A 2,497-nucleotide genomic window follows, 5' to 3' on the forward strand; every position below is an offset into this window, starting at 1 on the left:
CGTCTCGCTCCCGACCCGCGTGGCGCGGACGACGAGCCGCCCGCCGGCGTTGACCGTCGCGCCCGCGACCTCGGAGCCGGGGCCGACCTCGACCGGCACGGACTCGCCGGTGAGCATGCTCATGTCGACCGCCGAGTGGCCCTCCTCGACGATGCCGTCGGTCGCCACCTTCTCGCCCGGGCGCACGACGAAGCGGTCGCCGGCGGCGAGCTGCTCGATCGGCACGCGGCGCTCGGCGCGCTCGGCGTCGAGGATCGCCACGTCCTTGGCGCCGAGCTCGAGCAGCGCCTTCAGCGCGGCGCCGGCGCGGCGCTTCGCGCGCGCCTCGAAGTAGCGGCCGGCGAGGATGAAGGTGGTGACGATCGCCGCCGTCTCGAGGTAGATCTCGTTCGTGCCGCCGCCCGAGGACGGGATGAGCTCGAACTGCATGCGCATCCCGTTCAGCCCGGCGTCGCCGACGAACAGCGCGTACAGCGACCACGACCAGGCGGCGAGCGTGCCGACGCTGATCAGCGTGTCCATCGTGGCCGTGGCGTGCTTGAGGTTCTGCCAGGCGGCGCGGTGGAACGGCCAGGCTCCCCACAGCACGACCGGTGTCGCGAGCTGGAGCGACAGCCACTGCCAGTTGTCGAACTGCAGCGCGGGGATCATCGACATCGCGAGGACCGGGACGGCGAGCAGCGCACTGAGAATGAGACGCCGGCGCAGGCCCGCCGTCGGGTCGTCCTCGCCGGACGCCGCGCCGGCGTCCGGCTCGGTGCTCGGCAGGACCGCGGCGTAGCCGGCGGCCTCGACGGCCGCGACGAGCTGCTCGACGGCGACCGCGGGGTCGTAGTCCACCGAGGCGGTCTCGGTGGCGTAGTTGACCGACGCGGTGACGCCGTCGAGCTTGTTGAGCTTGCGCTCGACGCGGTTGGCGCACGACGCGCACGTCATGCCGGTGATCGGGAGCTCGATGCGCTCGGTGAGGGGCGTCGTGCTCATCGGTCAGGCGACGTCGTAGCCGGCCTCGTCGATCGCGTCGCGGACGGCGGCGTCCTGGACGCCGGCGCCCGTGACGGTCACGACCTTGCCCGCGAGGTCGACGTCGACGGCGCTGACGCCGGAAACGCCGGAGACCTCGGCGGTGATCGCGGTGCGGCAGTGGCCGCAGGAGATGCCGGGGACGGAGTAGGTGAGGGTCTGCATGTCGGGGCCTTTCTCGGTCGTCAGCGGACGGTCTGGGTGAAGGCGGCGGTGTGGACGCGGCCGCCGGTGCGGAACTGCAGGAACAGGCGGTAGCGGCCGCGGGCGTGGAGCTCGGTGTCGAACGTGATCGCGCCGCCGGCGCGGTCGGTGCCGTTCGGGTGCACGTGCGAGTAGGCGAGGTCCGGCGCGTGCAGGGCGACGAGGTGCCCGTAGGCGCCCAGATAGGTCTGCAGGTCGCGGACCGGGCGGCCGTGGCGCGTGACGCGGAACGTCAGCTGCGCCTCGTCCCCGGCGACGAGGTCGGCCGGGCGCTGCAGCTCGACGTCGTAGCCGTCGCTGGCGGTGTGCAGCGACTCCGCCGGAAGCGGCTCGTCGGCGCTGCGGCCCGGGACGGTGAGCGTCGTGCCGACGACGTACTTGCGCCCGTCGATGACGAAGTCGGCGATCGCGCGGTAGCGGCCGGCGCGCGGGGTGGCGAGCTTCACCGACCAGGTGCCGTCGGCGCCGAGGCTCGGGTGCAGGTGCTGGTAGCCCGTGAGGTCCGAGCGGACGACGATGAGGTGCAGCAGCTTGCCGTTCTCGGGCTCGAAGTCGTGCAGCGCGTTGCCCTTGCAGTCGGTGACCATGAAGCGCCAGGTCGCCGTGCCGCCGGCCGTGAACGGGCGGGGGATGGGCAGGAGCGTCACGCCGGCGAGCGTCGAGCGCAGGCCGTCGGCGCCGGGGATGGCCTCGACCATCCGCTCGCCGCCGTGGCCGGCGTTGTTCATCGCGCCCGCGCCGAAGCCGGCGTCGGCGGCGGCGACCGCCAGGCAGTCCTGGAAGGGCGGGGTGGCGTCGGTGGCGGCCCCGACGCCCGCGGCGGCCCCGCCGAGGATGACGAGGCCTGCGGCGAACGCGGCGAGGCGGGAAACGGTCGAGGTGAGCATGGTCGAAGGCTCGCGCCCGGACCCCGATCCGACATCCGGCGCCCACCCGTAGGTGGCACCCTGAGACCCGTACTCCGGGGCCCCGGAACGACCGACGCCCGCTATGGAGGCGGGCGTCGTCGGGCACGGCCGGGGCGGGGTGGGGGGTCAGGCCTCGGCCGGTGCGACCTCGCCCTCCAGCGAGACGCGGGGCAGCCAGTCGAGCCGGCGCGGCAGCCACCAGTTCCAGTCGCCGAGCAGCTTCATGGCGGCCGGCAGCAGGATGCCGCGGATGATCGTGGCGTCGAGCGCGACGGCGACCGCGAGCCCGACGCCCATCTGCTTCAGCGCGACGTTGTCGAGCGTGCCGAACAGGGCGAACACGCCGACCATCACCAGCGCGG

Annotated in this window: 4 protein-coding genes; all 4 read right to left on the reverse strand. The window is 73.8% G+C overall.

The annotated features are described in order from the left end of the window. A partial coding sequence (locus tag ACTHMS_RS00545) for a heavy metal translocating P-type ATPase (RefSeq protein WP_440304727.1) occupies positions 1 to 984 on the reverse strand: 984 nt, incomplete at its 3' end. Positions 985 to 987: 3 nt separating this feature from the next. Continuing rightward, positions 988 to 1,188 carry a heavy-metal-associated domain-containing protein gene (locus ACTHMS_RS00550; protein WP_440304728.1) on the reverse strand — a complete coding sequence of 67 codons (201 nt, stop codon included), beginning with the start codon at positions 1,186 to 1,188 and terminating at the stop codon, positions 988 to 990. A 20-nt stretch (positions 1,189 to 1,208) separates the two neighbouring features. After that, the gene (locus tag ACTHMS_RS00555) at positions 1,209 to 2,114 is read right to left on the reverse strand and encodes a hypothetical protein (protein ID WP_440304729.1); all 906 of its coding nucleotides are present in this window, start codon (positions 2,112 to 2,114) and stop codon (positions 1,209 to 1,211) included. 147 nt (positions 2,115 to 2,261) lie between these two features. Then, positions 2,262 to 2,497, reverse strand: a 236-nt coding sequence (locus ACTHMS_RS00560) for an MMPL family transporter (RefSeq protein WP_440304730.1), incomplete at its 5' end; no start/stop codon positions are given.

This window comes from Jatrophihabitans sp., from assembly GCF_051960575.1.
Classification (GTDB): Bacteria; Actinomycetota; Actinomycetes; order Mycobacteriales; family Jatrophihabitantaceae; genus JBQCEE01.

Excerpts from the sequence above, each read along its gene's own strand:
- ACTHMS_RS00550 (WP_440304728.1), bottom strand. The coding sequence starts at position 1,188 with ATGCAGACCCTCACCTACTCCGTCCCCGGCATCTCCTGCGGCCACTGC.
- ACTHMS_RS00555 (WP_440304729.1), bottom strand. The coding sequence starts at position 2,114 with ATGCTCACCTCGACCGTTTCCCGCCTCGCCGCGTTCGCCGCAGGCCTC.